The 16,580-nt window shown below is 74.8% G+C and carries 11 protein-coding genes and 1 pseudogene; 7 read left to right on the top strand and 5 right to left on the bottom strand.

The genetic code is table 11. The features are described 5' to 3' along the window. Positions 1-195 precede the first annotated feature (195 nt). The 5 genes and pseudogenes from ACW14Y_RS03565 to ACW14Y_RS03545 all read left to right on the top strand — a co-directional run bounded on the left by ACW14Y_RS03565 (position 196) and on the right by ACW14Y_RS03545 (position 6,523). A complete protein-coding gene (locus ACW14Y_RS03565; RefSeq protein ID WP_456985835.1) occupies positions 196-2,982 on the top strand; it encodes a bifunctional acetate--CoA ligase family protein/GNAT family N-acetyltransferase in 2,787 nt (928 codons plus the stop codon). Between the two features lie 284 nt (positions 2,983-3,266). Next, positions 3,267-3,962, top strand: a complete 696-nt coding sequence (locus ACW14Y_RS03560; RefSeq protein ID WP_456985834.1) for a CBS domain-containing protein — start codon at positions 3,267-3,269, stop codon at positions 3,960-3,962. Positions 3,963-3,971: 9 nt separating this feature from the next. Next, complete coding sequence (locus ACW14Y_RS03555) at positions 3,972-4,574, top strand: CBS domain-containing protein (protein ID WP_456985833.1); 603 nt, start codon at positions 3,972-3,974, stop codon at positions 4,572-4,574. Between the two features lie 118 nt (positions 4,575-4,692). Beyond that, positions 4,693-5,358 (top strand): annotated as a pseudogene (locus ACW14Y_RS03550) (response regulator); the annotation flags it as partial. Between the two features lie 181 nt (positions 5,359-5,539). Further along, positions 5,540-6,523, top strand: a complete 984-nt coding sequence (locus ACW14Y_RS03545) for an Acg family FMN-binding oxidoreductase (protein ID WP_456985832.1) — start codon at positions 5,540-5,542, stop codon at positions 6,521-6,523. On the opposite strand, the gene ACW14Y_RS03540 is transcribed toward ACW14Y_RS03545, so the two are convergent. From ACW14Y_RS03540 to ACW14Y_RS03530, 3 genes are all read right to left on the bottom strand, one after another. Beyond that, complete coding sequence (locus tag ACW14Y_RS03540) at positions 6,520-8,283, bottom strand: GAF domain-containing protein (protein ID WP_456985831.1); 1,764 nt, start codon at positions 8,281-8,283, stop codon at positions 6,520-6,522. The genes ACW14Y_RS03545 and ACW14Y_RS03540 overlap by 4 nt on opposite strands. 118 nt (positions 8,284-8,401) lie before the next feature. Next, positions 8,402-9,214 carry a universal stress protein gene (locus tag ACW14Y_RS03535; protein ID WP_456985830.1) on the bottom strand — a complete coding sequence of 271 codons (813 nt, stop codon included), beginning with the start codon at positions 9,212-9,214 and terminating at the stop codon, positions 8,402-8,404. 290 nt (positions 9,215-9,504) lie between these two features. After that, a complete protein-coding gene (locus ACW14Y_RS03530) occupies positions 9,505-11,910 on the bottom strand; it encodes a glycoside hydrolase family 65 protein (protein WP_456985829.1) in 2,406 nt (801 codons plus the stop codon). A 369-nt stretch (positions 11,911-12,279) separates the two neighbouring features. Here ACW14Y_RS03530 and ACW14Y_RS03525 point away from each other — a divergent pair, with 369 nt between their 5' ends. Continuing rightward, positions 12,280-13,323, top strand: a complete 1,044-nt coding sequence (locus tag ACW14Y_RS03525) for an alcohol dehydrogenase catalytic domain-containing protein (protein WP_456985828.1) — start codon at positions 12,280-12,282, stop codon at positions 13,321-13,323. 31 nt (positions 13,324-13,354) lie between these two features. Beyond that, complete coding sequence (locus tag ACW14Y_RS03520; protein WP_456985827.1) at positions 13,355-14,035, top strand: pyridoxamine 5'-phosphate oxidase family protein; 681 nt, start codon at positions 13,355-13,357, stop codon at positions 14,033-14,035. A 58-nt stretch (positions 14,036-14,093) separates the two neighbouring features. Here the strand turns inward: ACW14Y_RS03520 and ACW14Y_RS03515 are convergent, their stop codons facing one another. Together ACW14Y_RS03515 and pflA are read right to left on the bottom strand one after the other, a co-directional pair. Beyond that, positions 14,094-15,539 (bottom strand): pyridoxal phosphate-dependent decarboxylase family protein, encoded by a 1,446-nt coding sequence (locus tag ACW14Y_RS03515; RefSeq protein ID WP_456985826.1) that lies wholly within the window; start codon positions 15,537-15,539, stop codon positions 14,094-14,096. A gap of 218 nt (positions 15,540-15,757) precedes the next feature. Then, positions 15,758-16,531: a pyruvate formate-lyase-activating protein gene (gene pflA / locus ACW14Y_RS03510; RefSeq protein WP_456985825.1), complete on the bottom strand. Its 774-nt coding sequence runs from the start codon at positions 16,529-16,531 to the stop codon at positions 15,758-15,760. Positions 16,532-16,580 lie beyond the last annotated feature (49 nt).

Genomic DNA, 16,580 nt, shown 5'->3' with positions numbered 1-16,580 from the left:
GCACACAACCGCCGTGGTTCCGGGTGGGCATGGGTGAGTGGCACCAGCGCGGCCGTCGGCGGGGTCGAGCGGCAGCGGGCGCCTGTTCCGGAGTCGAAGCCCATCGCCCCGCCCGCCGGGGCCGGTCGGCCCTGGCCCCGGGCGGTGGCGGGCGCGGAGGCTGGAAGGGTCCGACGAAGGCCCGAGGAGGCTGCCATGTCCACTGCTCCCGCTCCGCGTGCCGGGACCGAGGCGGCTCTGCTCGCCGACGGGACCACCGTCCGGATCCGCACGATCACAGCCGACGACCGGAAGGCCGTCCTCGGCCTCTACACCACCGGCCTCTCGGACGAGAGCCGGCGGATGCGCTTCTTCGGCGTCAGCCGCACCGCACCCGGGACGGCCACCGACCGCCTGTGCGGGCCGCCGCGCGACGGCCTGCTGACACTCGGAGCCTGGGCCGGCGACGAACTCGTCGGCGAAGCGGACTGCGAGCTGCTGGACGAGCCGCCGCAGACCGCGGAACTGGCCCTGGTGGTCGCCGATCGCTGGCACCACCGGGGCGTTGCCACACTCCTCCTGGAACACCTGATCCACGCCGCCCGGCAACGCGGGGTGCGCTTCTTCGAGGCCGACGCCCTGACCGGCAACCGCTCCGTGCACAAGGTCTTCGCGGACCTCGGCCTTCCGGTCCGGCGCCGCTACGAACAGGGCGAGGTCCGGGTCCGGGTCCCCCTGGACGAGTCCGACGAGCACTACCGCGAGGCCGTCGACGAACGGGGGCGCCGGGCCGACGTGGCCAGCCTCGCCGCGCTGCTGCGCCCGGCCTCGGTCGCCGTGGTCGGTGTCTCCCGCAGGGAGGGATCGGTCGGCCGGGCTGTCCTGGACCGGATCCGGAACGGCGGTTTCACCGGTCCCGCGTGGGCGGTCAACCCCGGCGCCGACTCGATCGCGGGCGAGCCCGCGTACCCGTCCGTCGGAGCGCTTCCGGGGGTTCCGGATCTCGCGGTGCTCGCCGTCCCGGCCGCCGCCGTACCCGCCGTCGCCGAGGAGTGCGGCCGGGCCGGCGTTCGCGCGTTGCTGGTCCTCACCGCCGGGCTCGGTGCCGAACAGTCCGGGCAACTGCTGGACAGCTGCCGACGCCACAGCATGCGCCTGGTCGGGCCGAACAGCCTCGGCATCGCCCACACCGACCCCGCCGTCCGGCTGGACGCCGAGTTCGGCGGGGCCTTCCCGTTGCCGGGCACCGCCGGGGTGGCCGTGCAGAGCGGCGGAGTGGGGATCGCCCTGCTGGAACGGCTGGCCTGGCTGGGCGTCGGCGTGTCCGGCTTCGTCTCCCTCGGCGACAAGTACGACGTCAGCGGCAACGACCTGCTCCGGTGGTGGGAGCAGGACGGCCGCACCGACCTCGCGCTGCTGCACCTGGAGTCCTTCGGCAACCCGCGGGCCTTCGCCCGCACGGCCCGCCGGGTCACCCGGCGGATGCCGGTGCTGACGGTCGACGCGGGCCGCTCGGAGGCCGGGCGCCGCGGAGCCGCCTCGCACACCGCAGCCGCTGCCACACCCACCGTCGTCCGCGAGACCCTGTTCCACCAGGCCGGCATCACCGCCACCCGCAGCATCGACGAACTCGTGGCGACCGCGGGCCTGTTGCACGCCCAGCCGCTCCCGGCGCCGCGCGGTGCGATCGCGGTGGTCTCCAACGCGGGCGGCATCGGCGTCCTCGCGGCCGACGCCTGCGCCGAGGCCGGACTCGAACTCCCGGAACTCCCGGCCGAGCTCGCGAGATTGCTCCCACCGGGCGCCGGTGTGCGCAACCCGGTGGACACCACGGCGGCGGTGCTTCCGGCCGAACTCACCCTGTTCCTCCGCGCACTGGAACGGGAGGAGGCCATCGACGCGATCCTGGTCTGCCTGGTGCCGACGGCCCTCGGAACCGCCCAGGGGCGCGATCCGCTGCGCGCCCTGCTGGAGGGACCGGCCTCCCGTCCCGTCCCGCTGGCGGCCGTGCTGCTCGACCAGCAGGTGCCGATCCGCTACCTGACCTGTGCGGACGGCGGCGTGCTCCCGGCCTACTCGGACGTCGCCGCCGCGGCCCGGGCCCTCGCCCACGCTCGCGACCGCGCCCGCCTGCTGGCCGAACCGCCGTCACCCGAGGCCGAGGCCCCGGGCTGCGACCTGGCTGTCGCCCGCAGCCTCGTCGACGGGTACCTCGACACGCATCCGGAGGGCGGTTGGCCGGACCCTCTCGCCACCGCCGACCTGCTGGAGAGCTACGGACTCCCGCTGATCACCTCGGTCTGGGCACGCGACGAGCACACCGCGGTCGTCACCGCGGCGGGCCTCGGCCGGCTCGGGTACGAGGGCAAGGCCGTGCTCAAGGCGTACTGGCCGGGGCAGGTGCACAAGAGCGAGGCCGGGGCGGTCCGCACCGGCCTCGCCGGGGAGAGCGAAGTACGTTCCACCTACCGGGAGTTCACCCGCTCCTTCGGTGCGAGGCTGGCCGGTGCCGTGGTCCAGCCGATGGCCGCACCCGGCGTCGAACTGCTCGCGGGCGTGGTCCAGGACCGGGTGTTCGGCCCGCTTGTCGTCCTCGGCGCGGGCGGCACCGCGACCGAGGTCCTGGCCGACCGCACGGCCCGGCTGGCCCCGCTCACCGAGCGCGACCTCACCACGATGGTCACCGACCTCCGTACGGAGCCCCTGCTGGCGGGCCACGGCGGTGCGCCGCCGGTCGACCTCGCCGCCGTACGGTCGGTGCTCGCCAGGCTGTCCCGGCTGGCCGCCGACCTCCCCGAACTCGTCGAGGCCGATCTCAACCCGGTGATCGCCCGCCCCGACGGCGCCGTGTGCGTCGACGCCCGGATCCGCCTCGAACCCAGGCCCTCCTACGACCCCTACCTGCGACGGCTGCGCCGCCCGGCACCCGTCGCGGCGCCGGGCCGCCACGGCCGGGAAGGAGGAGCCGCCGGGGCGGTCCGGGAGGATCGAATCCTGGAGTAGCGGACCGGGCGGAGGAAGGTCAGCAGGCCCGGCCCGGCCCGGCCTGGCCGTGGCCCGGTGTCGCCGGCGTCCGTCGTCGTGTCCGTCGTCGTGTCCGTGGTCATGGCGATCTCCCTCGGGACTCGGATGCTCCCGTCCTCCGGTCGCCGGGACCCGCTGTCCTGGGCCGAACCGGCCCTGCCGGCGGGGACCGTCCGGCCCTGTCCGACGGTGGCGCGCAGGCGGACAGTGAAGGCAGGCCCCGATCGGGGCCCGAGCGCGGACTCCGAGGAGGACTGAGGACGATGCAGCACCGCAGCGTCAACGACGTGATGACCCGTGAGGTCGTCACCGCCCGGCCCGGCACGCCGTTCAAGGAGATCGCGGCGCTGTTCCACCGCAACGACATCACCGCGATCCCGGTACTGGACGACCAGGACCGGCCGCTCGGGGTGGTCTCCGAGGCCGACCTGATCCGCAAGGCGGCCGTGCTGCCCGACCCCGAGGGGCACTACCCGGGCCGCTGGCTCGACGCCGCGGACCGGGCCCGGGCCGAGGCGGAGACGGCCGGCGGGCTGATGACGAGCCCGGCCGTCACCGCCCGCGCCGGCTGGACGGTCGCCGAGGCCGCCCGGGCGATGGACAAGCACCGGGTCAAGCGCCTCGCGGTGGTCGACGAGGCCGGGCGCCTGGTCGGCATCGTGAGCCGGCGCGACCTGCTGCAGGTGTTCCTGCGGCACGACGCGGCCGTCCGGGAGGAGATCGTCCACGACATCCTCGACCGGACCCTCGGGCTCGCGCCCGACGCCGTCCGGGTGACCGTCACGGACGGGGTCGTCTCGCTGACCGGACGCCTGCCCCGACGCAGCCTGATACCCGTCGCGGAGCGGCTCTGCCGCGCCGTGGACGGCGTCGTCGCCGTCCACCGCACGCTCGACTGGACCGAGGACGACACCGACCCCCGGCTCGAACACCCCCGCGCCTACCGCGCGGCAACCTAGGAGGCCGTCATGACCCGCACACCGGACACCGTCGCCGACGTCATGACCCGCGCGGTCGTCGCCGTCGGCCGCGACGCCGACTTCCGCGAGGTCGCCGAGACCCTGCGACGCTGGCAGGTCAGCGCCGTCCCGGTGCTGACCGGGGACGACAGGGTCGTCGGCGTCGTCTCGGAGGCGGATCTGCTCATCGCCCGGGACTACGACGGCGACCGGGCCGATGCCCTGACGGCCGGACGGATGATGTCCGTCCCCGCTGTCACCGTGCACCCGGGCAGCCCGCTCGCCGAGGCGGGCCGGGTGATGGCCCGGGGCCATCTCAAGCGACTCCCGGTGGTCGACGGCGAGGACTACCTGGTCGGCGTCGTCAGCCGCGGCGACCTGCTCAAGGTCCATCTCGCGGACGACCGGGACCTCGTGGACCGGGTGCGGTTCGAACTGGCCGCGACCCTCGGCCCGGCCACCGCCGTCGAAGCCGGCGTCCACGCCGAGGACGGCCGGATCACGCTCTCCGGAACCCTGCCGGAGGCGCTGTCGGTACCGGTGCTGGAACGGCTGGTACGGTCCGTGCCCGGCGTCGTCGGGGTCGAGGTCCGGCTGGGCGCCCCGGCGTGACCCGACCGGGCACGGTGCTCCCGCCGCTCCCCGCTGCGGAGTCCGGCCGCGGGACCGAGAATCGGTGGCATGACCGGTTCCGCCACCGGGCGGCCGGGCGTGGCGAGGGAGCAGCCCGATGGACACGACCGATGCCGCCCGGGCGCCGCGGCCCGTCCGGGTCTTCCTGCTCGACGACCACGAGGTGGTCCGGCGCGGCGTGCGCGACCTGCTGGACGCCGAGCCGGACCTCGAAGTCGTCGGTGAGGCGGCCACGTGCGCCCAGGCCCTCGCCCGGGTGCCGGCACTGCGCCCGGACGTGGCGGTCCTCGACGTGCGGCTGCCGGACGGCGACGGTGTGACCGTCTGCCGGGAGCTGCGGGACGGCATGCCCGGGTTGGCGTGCCTGATGCTGACCTCGTTCGACGACGACGACGCGCTGCTCGACGCGATCATGGCCGGCGCCGCCGGCTACGTTCTGAAACAGGTCAAGGGCACCGACCTGCTCAGCGCGGTCCGGACGGTCGCCTCCGGCCAGTCCATGCTCGACCCCGCCACCACCCGCAGACTGATGGAGAGCCTGCGCCACCACGAGCAGTCCCCGACCGAGGCGGCGCTGGCTCAGCTCACCCCCTGGGAGCACGAGATCCTCGCCCTGGTGGGCGAGGGGAAGACCAACCGCGAGATCGGCCGGGAGCTCTACCTCGCGGAGAAGACGGTGAAGAACCACGTCTCGCGGCTGCTCGCCAAGCTGGGCGTGGAGCGACGCCTCCAGGCCGCCGTCCTCGCGGCACACGCGGACCCACCCCCCCGAATCCGGGCAGCCGCACTCGAATCCGGCCTGACCCCGGGGAGCCGGTCGGGCCACGGGAGAGGGCCGACCGGCCCAAGCGCCCGTCGGGCCGCCGAAGCAGGGTGGAGACGAGGCGAAGAGCCTCACCGTCCGGACCGGCCACCGAGCCGGTGCCAACCTTCCGGAGGCGGCCATGTCCACCATCGCCCTCGACGCCGCCGCTCTGGAGAGCCTCGTCTCCGCGGCGGTCGCCGCGCCCTCGATCCACAACAGCCAGCCGTGGCGCTTCGGGCTCCGGCCGGAGACCTCGACGCTGGAGGTCCGTGCCGCCGGGGAGCGGGCCGTTCCGGCGACGGACCCGACAGGACGGGCCCTGCACATCTCCGTCGGCGCGGCCGTGCTCAACCTGAGGGTCGCGGCCAGGCACCTCGGTTGGGCCCCGGAGGTGCGGTTGCTGCCGGACCCGGCCGATCCCGACCTCCTGGCCGCGGTCCGCCTGGACACCTCGGCACGGGTCCAGTTGCCCGGCGCCGAAGCGCTCTACACGGCGATCTGGCGCCGCCACTCGATCCGGACGCCCTTCTCCGGCGACCCCGTCCCGCCGGCGGTGCTCGACGAACTCGTGGTGGCGGCCCGGGAGGAGGACGCCCACCTCGAACTGCCCGGACACGAGGAGACGGCCCGCCTCCTGGGCCTCACCGCGGAGGCCGAGCGGCGCGGCACCGGTGACGCCGGCCGGCGGGCCGAGAGCCGCAACTGGGTCCACAGCGGTGAACTGCCGCCCTACGGCATCCCCGCCCGGGCGATCGGCCCGAAGGACCGGGAGGGGCACCTGCCCATGCGCGACTTCACCGCCCTGCGTCCCCCGGAGCACCGCACCGCCGCCACCTTCGAGAGTGAACCGCGGATCGCCGTGCTGGTCACCGACCGCGACGCGCGTGCGGACTGGCTGCGAGCCGGACTCGCCCTGGAGCACGTGCTGCTCGCGGCCACCGTGCGCGGCGTCCGCGCGTCCCTGTTCCACCAGGCGATGGAGTGGCCGTACCTGCGATGGGCCGCCCGTGAGCCGCACCGGGGCCCCGGCCACGTCCAGATGCTGATCCGCCTCGGTTACGGCCCCGAGGGCACCCCCACGCCGCGCCTGGCCGTCCGCGATGTCCTGGAGCCGGGCGCCTAGGGTGTCGGCAGCGGCACCCGCCAGACCAGTTCGGTGCCGCCCCCGGGTCGGCGGTCGGCGGTGAAGGTACCGCCCAGGGCCGTGGCCCGTTCGGCGAGGTTCGTCAGGCCGCTGCGCCGTCCGCCCTCGGGCAGCCCGATCCCGTCGTCGGTGACGGTGAGCGTGAGGTCCGCCCCGGCGGTGAGGGAGACCTGTACGGAACCGGCGCTCGCGTGCCGGGCGGCGTTGGAGAGCGCCTCCTCCAGGACCGCCACCGCGGCGTCGGCGACGGGTCCGGGAACGGTGACGTCGAGCAGACCGGTCATCCGCACGGCCGGAGTGAAGCCGAGCGTCCGCGCCACCCGCTCGACCGTCTCCGTCACCCGCCCGCGCAGACCCGAGGCGGCCGGGCCGGTGGTCCGCAGGCGCAGGCCGAAGATGGTGGCACGGATGGTCCGGGCCGTCTCGTCCAGGTCGTCGATGGCCCGCAGGACGCGGTCGGCCGCCTCGGGGTGGTCGATGAAGCGGGTCGCTCCCTGGAGGGTCATGCCGGTCGCGAAGAGCCGCTGGACGGCCAGGTCGTGGAGGTCCCGGGCGATCCGGTCGCGGTCCTGGAGCAGGCTGATCTGTTCGGACTCGCGCCGCCGTTCGGCGAGTTCCATCGCCACGGCGGCCTGGCCGGCGAAGCCCAGCAGCGGCCCGGACTCGTCCTCGCCGAACAGCGGGGAGCCGGCCGCCCGGGCGAGCATCAGCACACCCCGGACGCCGTGCTCGTCCGTGCCGATCGGCACCGCGACGGCCGGGCCCAGGCCCTCCCAGCGCGGGGGACCGGCCGTGATCCTCGGATCCGTCCGCACGTCCGCGCTCGTGACCAGCCCACCCGTGAGGACCGCGGCCCCGACGAAGGAGCCCCGTACCGGGACCACGAGGTCCTGGTGCCGACGCTCGCCCAGACCGACGGCGATCCGGACCTCCAGCTCGTCGGTCGCCGGGAGCGGCCGGGCGACCACGGCCAGGTCCGCACCGGAGATCTCGGTGGCTCGCGACACCAGCAGGTCGAGCACCTCGGGCTCCGGGCTGCCGGACAGCAGCCTGCTGGTGACCTCCGCACTCGCCGCCAGCCATCGCTCGCGCAGTCGGCCCTGCGCGTAGAGCCGGGCGTTGTCGATGGCCACCCCGGCTGCGACGGCGAGGGTCGCCAGCACCGATTCGTCCTCCGCGTCGAAGCCGGCGCCTCCGCGCTTCTCGGTCAGGTAGAGGTTGCCGAACACCTTGCCGCGGATCCGGATCGGCACCCCGAGGAAGGTGCTCATGGGCGGATGGTTGGCGGGGAAGCCGTAGGAGGCCGGATGGTCGGCGATCCGGTCGAGCCGCAGTGGTTCGGGGTGGCGGATCAGCTCGCCCAGCACACCGTGCCCGGACGGGAGGTCCCCGATCCGCCTCACCTGGTCCTCGCTGACCCCGACCGGGACGAATTGCGACAGTCGCCGGTCCTCACCGATGACTCCCAGGGCGCCGTACTCGGCGTCCACCAGGGTGACGGCCGCCTCCACGATGTGCCGCAGGGCCTGGGAGAGCTCCAGGTCGCGGCCGACCGCGAGGACCGCCTCCAGGAGGCTGTGGATCCGGTCGCGGGTCCCGCGCGCCGCGTCCAGCCGCGCCTGGAGCTCGTCGAGGAGTTCGTCCAGTCGCAGCCGGGGTACCGGCGTGGAATCCTCCGGATCGGCGTCCACGGCATTCCTCCACGGGTGTCGCCCGAGTCCCCTCACCAGCGTAGGCATCCCGTCCTCGGCCTGCCGACCGCTGTCGCCCGCGGAACGGGGCCGATCACCGGCCGCCGTGTCGGGCGCGGTCGGGCCGGCCGGCGCCGGGCCGCGGCGGCGCCGACGGTGGGTGACCTCACACCGGTACGACCACCACCGGGCCCCGCGCGTGCTGGACGACCGCCTGGCTGGTCGATCCGAGCCGGCCGATCGGACCACCGGGCTCCCCCCGGCGGCCCACCACGACGAGTCCGTTCCGCTCCGACAGCGCCACCAGTTCCTTCGCGGCCCCGGAGTGGACGACCGAGGTGGTGACCGGCACGTCCGGGAAGCGCTCGCGCCGGCCCGCCAGGACCTCGGCGAGCAGTCGTTCGTGTTCGGCCCCGACGTGTGCCTTCTCGTACACCGGGGGAACGTCGTGTCCGGAGACCAGGACCAGCGGGTAGCTCCAGGTGTGCAGCACCAGCAGTGGCCAGGACTGCCGCCGGGCCGTTTCGAAGGCGTACTCGAGCACCGGGCCCTCGCCGTCCTTGCCCTCTGCTCCCACCACCACTCCGCGCTCCACGGGTGCGGCGTCGCGGACCACGGCCACCGGGCAGGGCGCATGGGCGGCCGCGTACAGAGTGGTCGAGCCGACGAGCAGGCCGGCGAACCCACCGGATCCTCGGGCACCGACCACGAGGAGCGCGGCATCCGCTGCGGCGTCGGTCAGTGCTTCGCGCGCCGCCCCGTCGACTAGCTCGGCCACGACGGTGAGTCCGGGGTGCTCACCGGCGACCCGGGTCCACTCCCGGTCCAGAATCTGTGCCTCGTCCTCGGAGGCGCCTCCGGACCGGGCATGGACGAGCCGCAGATCGGCTCCCCGGGCCAGCGCCTCGGCGGCGGCCCAGTCGACGGCCGTCCGATTCGGCCCCGACGGATCCACGCCCACCACGACGGAACGGTTCATCGTCGGCACCTCCGTGCTCCGCAGCCGTGCCCGGATTCAGGCTATGCCATTCGGCCACCGAGCACCCGCCGTCGCGGGTCGGCCTCGTGGAGGCCGGCCGGAGGAGGCGGCCGGCGTCGAGAGTCTTCGAGGGCCGGTCGTCAGTGGCCGCCGCACCGGCTCGTTCGACGAGGCTGGTGGTGCGCAGGGGGGCGTGAGGCAGGCGGGGGAGGAAGGCGGTCTTCGGGGCCAGGGAGCGGGCGGGCTGTCGGCGGGTACTCGGTGAGCACTTCCGGCCCGGCCCGCGTCGGTCAGAGCCGGAAGACGCGGCTCCCGCCGGGGCCCAGGGTGGCCGTGGTGCCGCGGCAGTGGATCCGGACCGGCCCGGGCCCGTCCGCCGGCAGCGCCACGGTGGCGGTGTGCCGGCCGACGGTGATCACCACACCCCGGTGCCCCCGGTAGCACAGCTCGAGTTCCAGGCGGCCGAGCGCCGACGGCAGGTGCGGGTCCAGCCGCAGCCCGTCCTCCCGGACCTCCAGCCCGGTGTAGCAGCGCTGCAGCAGGTCGACCGCGCCCGCCATCGCGCCCAGGTGGATGCCCTCCGCGGTGGTGCCGTGCTGGGAGTCCTGGAGGTCGGCCACCAGGGCGTCGCGGAAGTGGCGCCAGGACGCCCTGCGGTCCGCCCGGGTGAGCACCCAGGCGTGGACGACCGAGCTCAGGGTCGAGCCGTGCACCGTGCGCCGGAGGTAGTAGCCGGTGGTGCGCCGGAACAGTTCGTGCGGCGCGGGGTGGCCCAGCCGCCGCAGCAGGTCACGGACCTCGCGGGCGGAGAACAGGTACCAGAGCATCAGCGCGTCGGCCTGCTTGGAGGCCTTGTACCGGTTGACGGTGTCGCCCTCGGCCTCCAGGATCCGGTCGAGCCGGCGCAGGTCGGGGTAGCGGCGCCGGTAGGCCGCCCAGTCGAGCTCAGCGAGGCGCTCGTAGCCGTCGAACTGGCTCAGCACCCCCTCGTGGAAGGGGACGTGGAGCCGTCGGCCGACCTCCTCCCAGCGGGCGAGCTCCGCGTCGTCCAGGGCGAGCCGCTCCCGCAGCTCGCCGCTGCGGCGTCCCGGCAGCGCCCGGAGCGCGTCCTGCGCCCGGGCCAGCACCCAGGACGCCAGGACGTTGGTGTAGGCGTTGTCGTCCAGTCCGGGGCGGTCGGCGCCGGGGTAGGCGTCGTGGTACTCGTCGGGGCCGAGGACACCGCGGATCGACCAGCGGTCCCGGCCCTGGTCGAACACGGCCGCGGAGGACCAGAAGCGGGCGATCTCCAGGATCGTCTCGGCTCCGGCCGAGGACAGGAACTCCAGATCACCCGTGGACTCGTAGTACTTCCACACGTTGTACGCCACCGCCGAGCCGACGTGGCGCTGCAGATGGCTGTGGTCGGGCAGCCAGCGGCCCGAGAGCGGGTTGAGGTGAAGCTGCTGGGACTCCTCGCGACCGTCGCTCGCGCTCTGCCACGGGTACATCGCGCCGCGGAACCCGGCCTCCCGCGCGGCCCGCCGGGCGGCGGCCAGCCGGCGGTGGCGGTAGTGGAGCACGGAGCGTGCCAGCTCCGGGAAGCGCAGGTCGAGCAGCCGCAGCACGAACAGCTCGTCCCAGAAGACGTGGCCCCGGTAGGCCTCCCCGTGCAGGCCCCGGGCGGGAACGCCGACGTCCAGGGCGGCCGAGTGTTCCGAGCAGGTCTGCAGCACATGGAACAGCGCCAGGTTCAGCGCTCCCGCACCGTCGAAGTCGGCCTCGACCCGGCAGCGGCGCCACAGCTCGGCCCAGTGCTGCTCGTGCTCGGCGAGCAGCTCCGTGAAACTCCCGGCCCCGGCGGCGAGGCGCCGGGAGGCGGCCAGCGGGCTGCCGGCCACCGGGTCGCGGGAGGTGTGCAGCGCCACGACCTTCTCGACCGTGACGGGCCGGCCGGGCGACAGCTCCAGCGTGCGAATCTCGGCCGCCCAGCCCCGGCGGCACTCCCACGCGACGGTGAGCGCTTCCGGGCGTGGCCAGGTCCGCGCGGCGACGGCGATCCGCAGCGGTGAGTCCGTGGCGGTGACCTCCACCCAGGACGAACCGTCCCCGTCCTCGTCCGTGCCCTGGGCCGTCGGGACGAGATGGTGGGCGGTGAGCCCCCGGTATCGGGCGACGCCGGTGTTCGCGACGACGCCGTCCAGGGCCGAGCGGACCTCCAGTGGCCCGGACCAGTTCTCCGCGGTGAAGGTGCTCTCCAGGGCCACCAGGTGCGGCCTCGCCTGGCTGGCGAAACGCCGCTGCACCAGCCGGGTCCGGCGTCCCCGCCCGTCCACCACCAGGGCGGTGCGGGTCAGCACACCCCGGCGCAGGTCCAGCTCCAGGGTCTGTTCGGCCGGGGGACCGGTGAACCAGTCGCCGCCGGGCGGACGGAAGGTCAACGGCAGCCAGTTCGGGCCGTTGACCAGGTCCTCGTTGGTGACGGTCCGTCCCGCCACGGTGGAGGCGGCACGGTGGTAGCAGCCGGCCAGGTAGGTGCCCGGGTAGTGCACGCCGTCGGCGACCGCCTCGGGCGCCGCGCCCCGGGTGACCAGATACCCGTTGCCGACCGCGCACAGCGCTTCCCGCAGACCCTCCTCGGCGGGGTCGAAGCCCTCGTAGCGGAGGATCCACGGGTCCGGCACGACAGGGCGGCCGGCAGGCCGAGGGGCTTCCACCGGATCACCTCCCAGCCCGAGCGGTCGTCTCCCAGTCTGCGCACCGCCTCTCACGGCTGCTCGCCGAGCTCGGCGTCGAACGACACCGGCGGGCGGACGGCCTCGCCGCGCACGCCGAACCGGAGCAGCGTCCCCACCCGCATCCGCGCTGACCCCGGCAGCAGCGGGTCGTGGCCGTTCGTACCCGGGTTCGGGGCCGACCGGCCCAAGCGCCGGCCGGGTCGCGGTCGCACGGTGGAGGTGGGGCGCCGAGCCCCGTCCGCCCGCGCGGGCCCGCCGACCGATGGCGGGGACTCCGGCCGGGCGCAACGCTGGAGGGGGAAGCGGAACCGGCACCGCCGCTCCGCTGCCGAGAGGAGTGACCGGGAAATGAAGGCGCTGACCTACCACGGACCGGGCCGCCGGACCTGGGGCGACGTCCCCGAACCCGCCGTCCGCGACCCCGAGGACGCGATCGTCCGCGTCGACGCGGTCACCATCTGCGGCACCGACCTGCACATTCTCAAGGGCGACGTCCCCGAGGTCACCGAGGGACGCGTACTGGGCCACGAAGCCGTCGGCACTGTCACCGGGACCGGTCCCGGCGTGCGCACCGTCACCGTCGGCGACCGCGTCCTGGTCTCCTGCATCTCCGCCTGCGGCCGCTGCTCCTACTGCCGCGCCGCGGGCTACGGCCAGTGCACCGGAGGCGGCGGCTGGATCCTCGGCCACCTCGTCGACGGCTGCCAGGCCGAGTACGTGCGCACCCCGTTCGCCGACACCTCCCTGCACAGGCTGCCCGAGGACGTGACCGACGAGGACGCCCTGCTGCTCGCCGACATCCTTCCCACGTCCTACGAGGTCGGGGTCCGCAACGGCCGGGTCGGACCGGGCGACACCGTGGTGATCGTGGGTGCCGGGCCGATCGGACTCGCCGCGATCCTCACCGCCCGCTTCTACAGCCCGGCCCGGATCGTCGTCGTCGACCTCGCGCGGAGCCGCCTCGACGCGGCCGCGCGGTTCGGTGCCGACACCACGCTCACCGTGGCCGACGCCACCCCGGAGGCGCTGCGAGGGCTGAGCCGGGACGGCCTGGGGGCCGATGTCGCGATCGAGGCGGTCGGCGTGCCCGAATCCTTCGAACTCTGCACCGCCGTGGTGCGCCCCGGCGGGCGGGTCGCCAACGTCGGCGTGCACGGCAAGGCGGCCGTCCTCCACCTGGAAGACCTCTGGATCCGGGACGTCACGATCACCACCGGCCTGGTCGACACCCACAGCACCCCGATGCTGCTCGACCTGCTCGCCGCCGGCCGCATCGACGTCTCCGGCCTGGTCACCCACCGGTTCGGCCTCGACGAGATGCAGGAGGCGTACGACGTCTTCGCGGCCGCCGGGGACAACGGCGCTCTCAAGGTCGCGCTCTTCCGGACCTGACCCGTACGGACCACGAGGCGAGGAGCCCACCGTGACCCGCAATCCCGATCTCGAAGCCGTCCGGCGGGCGAACGCCGCCGACGTGGCGCGCCGGATCGACGAACGCCGGCGCCAGCTCGGTGTCGACGACGAGACCCTTGCCCGCGAGGCCGCCATGGCGCCCGCCTACCTGCGGCACCTGCTGGAGGTCGGGCCCGGTTTCGACGCCGCCGGATTCGTCCGGGTGGCGGCCGCCCTTCGCATGACCTGGACGGACCTCCTGGAGGACCGGCCGGACGCCCCGCCGGGGCAGTCGGAGGCCGCGGCCGGGGTGAGGCCGCTGCTGAGGCACCTCACCGAGCCCGAGTGCTGGGACCTGGTCGGCACCCACGGCGTGGGCCGGGTGGGCCTGCCCGCCGATCCGGCTCCGTCGGTCTACCCGGTCAACTACGCCGTCGACCGGCGGACGGTCGTCTACCGCACCGCGTCCGGCGGTGCGGCCGCACCGCCGGACCACTCACCGGCGTCGTTCCAGATCGACCACCTCGACGACCGGCTGAGCGAGGGGTGGAGCGTGCTGATGGTCGGCACCGCGCAACACGTCGAGGACGTGGACGAGCAGGAACGGCTGCTCGGGCTCCCGGGGGCCACCCCGTGGGCGGGCGGCAGCCGTCCCCTGTGGGTCCGCGTCGTTCCGGACGAGGTCACCGGTCGCCGCATCGGCGGGGAATGAGCGGCAGCCGTCCTCGCGCGTTGGCTTCCGGGCTGCGCGGCGTCGGTGGGCCCGAGGGTCACCGAGGGTCCGGAGGCCGCCCGGTCGCGGCGGTGGCCGGGCGGCCGCCGGTGTCGGCGGCGTGGAGGACTTCGCGGAGCAGCAGGTCGAGGTCGTCCTCGGTGGTGCGGTAGTTGCACAGGCAGGCGCGCAGGACGGTGCGCCCGCGCACGGCGACGGTGGCGAGGTAGGCGCGTCCGCCGTCCTGCACACGGCGGGCCACGCGGGTGTGGAAGGCGTCCGGGTCGCCGGTGCCCGGGTCGGTCACCCGGAAGCAGGCGACGGGCCACGGGCCGCCTGCCAGCAGTTCCAGCCGGGGCTCGCTCGTGATCCGGGCGCGCAACTGTTCGGCGAGGCGCAGGTACTGCTCGATGAGGGCGGTGACGCCGTCGCGGCCCAGGTGCTGCAGCGTGGCCCAGAGGGCCAGCGCCCGGGTGCCGGGGCGGGTCAGCTCGATCGTGGTGTGGGACAGCCAGGGCAGCGCGTCCGGTTCGTCGGCGGCGAGGTAGGAGGCCCGGTGCGCGAAGGCGGTGCGCAGGTGCTCGGGGTCCGGGACGAGCAGGGCTCCGCAACCCACCGGCACGCTGAGCGTCTTGTGCGGGTCCACGGTCATCGAGTCGAGCTCGTCGACCCCCCGGTAGAGGTGTGCCAGGGCCGGCACCGCGGCTCCCAGTCCGCCCCAGGCGCCGTCCGCGTGGTGCCACATGCCGATGCTCCGGCACAGCCGCGTGACGGGTCCGAGCGGGTCGACGGCACCGGTCGCGGTGGTGCCCAGGGTGCTGACGGTGCAGAACGGCAGCAGGCCCGCGTCCAGGTCCGCGGTGACCGCGGCGCGCAGGGCGGCCGGGTCCAGGCGGTCGTGCGCATCGGTGGCGACGGGGCGCAGCCGGTGGGCGGGCAGGCCGATGCAGGCCGCGGCCCTGGCCACGGACATGTGGGCCTGGGCGCTGCAGTAGAGGGTGAGCCGGGCGTGGTCGCGGTCGTAGGCGGGGCCGTCGGCGGAGCCGCGGCGGGTGAGGAACCAGGTGCGGGCGGCGGCCAGGGCGAGCAGGTTGGCCATGGAGCCGCCGCTGGTCAGCACCCCGCCGGTGCCGTCGGGGAGTCCGGCCAGGTCGGCGAGCATGCGCACGGTGCCGCGTTCCAGGTCCATGAAGGCGTTCTCGCCCATGCCGCAGGTCGCGTTGACGGCGCTGGCCAGCAGTTCGGCGACGACGCCGGCCGGTGCGGGCGGCGAGTTGACCCAGGCGAAGAAGGCCGGGTGGCCGTTCCCGGTGGGAAAGGGGGCGATCTCGTCCCGCACGAAGTCGAGCACCCCGCCCAGGTCCCCGGCCCGGGCGCCCAGCTTCCCCGCACGCAGCCGCGCCCGTCGCCCCGGTGGCATCGGACGGACCACCGGGCCCGCGGGAAGCTCGCCCAGATAGCCGGACACCCACTCCGCCGCGGCGACGAGTTCGTCCCGCAGCACCTTCGGATGGACGGCGGGCGGTGGCTGATCCTTCGGCAGAAAGGTTTCGGTGAGCCGGGTCGGACACGGCTCACGCAAGGGGTGGGTCATGGTGGAGCGGGGGCCTTTCGTCGTCGTAGGGCCCTGCTCGGCTCAGCGAGGCCGTGATCATAACGAGCGACCCGACCGGCAGGCACGCGAACCGGTCCGAGGGGCCCTGCGAGCGGTCCCGGCAGGGGTCAGACGGCGTGCAGGCCGTACGCCTCGAAGACGGCGCGGGCCTCGGCGGTCCGGCCGGGTGTGGGCACCGGGGTGTCGGCGAGGGGGAAGTCGAGGCCGAGGGCGCGCCACTTGGCGGCGCCGAGTTTGTGGAAGGGCAGCACGTCGACCCGGGTGACGTTGCCGAGCGAGGCCGTGAACGCGGCGACGCCCTCGATGTTCCCGGCGGCGTCGGTCAGGCCGGGGACGAGGACGAAGCGGACCCAGACCTCGGTGCCGAGGCCGGCCAGACGGCGGGCGAACTCCAGGGTGGGGGCGAGTTCCTGCCCGGTCAGGTGCCGGTGGAGCGCGTTGTCCCAGGACTTGATGTCGAGCAGGACGAGGTCGGTGTCGGCGAGCAGCGCGTCGGTGGCGCGGGCGCCGAGGAAGCCCGAGGTGTCCAGCGCGGTGTGCAGGCCGAGTTCGTGCTTGAAGCGGTGCAGCAGCTCGCCGGTGAGCCCGGGCTGGAGGAGCGGCTCGCCGCCGCTGACGGTCGCGCCGCCGCCGGAGGCGCGGATGAACGCGGTGTACTTGGCGGCCTCCTGGACGATCCCGTCGGCGGAGGAGGGCTGTCCGTCGCGCATGTGCCGGGTGTCGGGGTTGTGGCAGTACAGGCAGCGCAGCGGGCAGCCGGCGAGGAAGGCGACGAAGCGGGTGCCGGGGCCGTCGACGCCCGTCGACAGGTCCCAGGAGTGCAGCGTGCCGGTCACCGGGCGCCGGGTGGCTGCCCGGTCGGCGGGGGTGGGCTCGGCCATGGGGTGTGCTCCTTCGACAGGGCGCGGTGCCGGCGCCCCGGTCGGGGAG

This window comes from Kitasatospora sp. cg17-2 (assembly GCF_054031055.1).
The sequence above is the reverse complement of the archived record's forward strand: the minus strand, read 5'-3'. Positions and strand labels throughout refer to the sequence as shown.

Coding starts and splice junctions, on each gene's coding strand:
- ACW14Y_RS03540 (WP_456985831.1), bottom strand. CDS start 8,283: ATGCCTACGCTGGTGAGGGGACTCGGGCGACACCCGTGGAGGAATGCC.
- ACW14Y_RS03555 (WP_456985833.1), top strand. CDS start 3,972: ATGACCCGCACACCGGACACCGTCGCCGACGTCATGACCCGCGCGGTC.
- ACW14Y_RS03535 (WP_456985830.1), bottom strand. CDS start 9,214: ATGAACCGTTCCGTCGTGGTGGGCGTGGATCCGTCGGGGCCGAATCGG.
- ACW14Y_RS03545 (WP_456985832.1), top strand. CDS start 5,540: ATGTCCACCATCGCCCTCGACGCCGCCGCTCTGGAGAGCCTCGTCTCC.
- ACW14Y_RS03560 (WP_456985834.1), top strand. CDS start 3,267: ATGCAGCACCGCAGCGTCAACGACGTGATGACCCGTGAGGTCGTCACC.
- pflA (WP_456985825.1), bottom strand. CDS start 16,531: ATGGCCGAGCCCACCCCCGCCGACCGGGCAGCCACCCGGCGCCCGGTG.
- ACW14Y_RS03525 (WP_456985828.1), top strand. CDS start 12,280: ATGAAGGCGCTGACCTACCACGGACCGGGCCGCCGGACCTGGGGCGAC.
- ACW14Y_RS03565 (WP_456985835.1), top strand. CDS start 196: ATGTCCACTGCTCCCGCTCCGCGTGCCGGGACCGAGGCGGCTCTGCTC.